Here is a 1,856-nt window from a genome sequence, read left to right on the forward strand (position 1 = left end):
CGGGCCTTTTACTTATTCCATGAAGCTATTTCAAAAAACAATTTGAATGGGCGATATTAATCTACCGCTTATTGCAATATTGGCGGCAACTCTTTTGTCAGGGCACCGCGTTGTGCTGTTGCTGTTCCCAAAAGAGCAAAGCCTAGCAGCTTGCCATCACTCGACTCAAAACGTGCCTCAAGGCCGCCTTCCACGGTATTGATTTTCCAATCGCCAAGCGCACCTTTTGCTGGTGGAGAAACAATCGTTGGAAGGGCGGGCGTCTTTACCATCACCGGCATAGCAGGATAGGTGAGGGTGGCTGGCTGTCCGATGAGGTTTGGCGCTAAAGCACGTGCTGCCTGCATGATTGGCATGACATAGGGTAGAACCAGGCCATCTACTTCAGCGCAGTCACCGATGGCAAAGACATTCTTTGCGCTAGTCTCCAACTGGCGATTCACTGTAATTCCTGTGCCTGTTGCAATGCCGCTCGCTTTAGCCAAATCTAGTCGAGGCTTCAATCCTACTGCTGATAGAAATACATCACTGGTGATTACCGTTCCATTAGCCAGGGTCACTGTGAGGGATTCACCAATACGATCCACTGATTGCACGGTTGTTCCAAAGTGCCAACGAACACCCGCCTCACTTAACTTAGTTTGGAGTGCTTGAGCTGCTGCTTCAGGAAGGAGTCGACCCAAGGCTTGGGGCGCTAGATCTATCACATCCACTTCATAAGATCCCAAAACTAAATCGTTTGCAAATTCGCACCCAATCAGTCCAGCACCTAAAATCACAATGCGTTTTTTGCCTGCGATTGCCTTGCGAAATTGGGCATACTCTTCCAGATCATTTACTGTAATCACTTCCTTAGCAGCGTTACCTTGCAAAGGCAGGCGTATTTGATCTGCGCCCAAGCCTAGCACCAGCTTTCCATATGGAATCGATCCTTTAGAGGTTTCAATTGTCTGGGAAGCTGTGTTGATTTCAGTGACATCAAGGCCATCCAAAATCGTAATCTCCAATTGGGCTGCCATACCTTCTGCATTGCTTGAAACCAATTGCTCTGCAGATTTATTACTCGCTAGTGCGGTAGAGAGCATGGGCTTTGAGTAAAAGTAGCCTGGCTCGCGAGTCACCAGAGTGATCGGTACTGCTTTATCGAGCTTGCGCAATTCGCGAATAACTGTAAAGCCGGACAAGCCGCTACCGATGATGACAATTTCTGATGGAGATGATTGATTCTGATGATCCAAAGCTGGACTCCCTAGTAATGCAGTTAAATGAGTGATGTAAGGCTTGAATTAAGAAATTTGCACCATTTCAAAATCCGATTTTGCTACACCGCAGTCTGGGCATTCCCAATCTTCTGGGATGTCAGCCCAAGCTGTGCCCGCAGGAATACCGTCATCCGGTAAGCCTTTTGCTTCGTCATAGATGAAGCCACATACGATACATTGCCAAGATTTCATGATATTTCCTTTAAGATAATTTGATCAGTTTAAATTTAATTCTGTTTTATTTCTAAAGACGTTCAGACTGCAGCAAATTCTTTCGCTTTTTCTAAGGCCTTTTTGTAGTGGTTAGCATGGCGCTCCTCTACATTAGCCAAGGCTGCAAAGCGTTTTGCTGCTTTTGCCAACATGGCTTGAAACTGCTCTGCATGCTCTTTTGATTCAGCAATTTGCTCATCAATCTCCACTACCGCCGCTTCATTGCCTTCATCTACCGCTGTTTTGCGGAAAGTTGGGTACATTTCGGTGTATTCATATGTCTCACCCTCGATTGCGATCTCTAAGGCGCGAGCTGGGGTAATCGTATTGGCAGGGTGGAGTAAGTCTAGGTGACCAAAGGCGTGCATGACTTCTTGATCA

The 1,856-nt window shown here is 46.7% G+C and carries 3 protein-coding genes; all 3 read right to left on the bottom strand.

Annotated elements, in window-relative coordinates; all coding sequences use genetic code 11:
- Positions 1-68: 68 nt before the first annotated feature.
- Entirely contained in the window at positions 69-1,238 is a 1,170-nt protein-coding gene (locus B7Y67_RS16785; RefSeq protein ID WP_293599605.1) for an FAD-dependent oxidoreductase, read from the bottom strand.
- A gap of 48 nt (positions 1,239-1,286) precedes the next feature.
- A complete protein-coding gene (locus tag B7Y67_RS16790) occupies positions 1,287-1,454 on the bottom strand; it encodes a rubredoxin (RefSeq protein WP_293599606.1) in 168 nt (55 codons plus the stop codon).
- Positions 1,455-1,516: 62 nt separating this feature from the next.
- A partial coding sequence (locus B7Y67_RS16795; RefSeq protein WP_293599607.1) for a ferritin family protein occupies positions 1,517-1,856 on the bottom strand: 340 nt, incomplete at its 5' end.

This window comes from Polynucleobacter sp. 35-46-11 (assembly GCF_002281105.1).

Excerpts from the sequence above, each read along its gene's own strand:
- B7Y67_RS16790 (WP_293599606.1), bottom strand. The coding sequence starts at position 1,454 with ATGAAATCTTGGCAATGTATCGTATGTGGCTTCATCTATGACGAAGCA.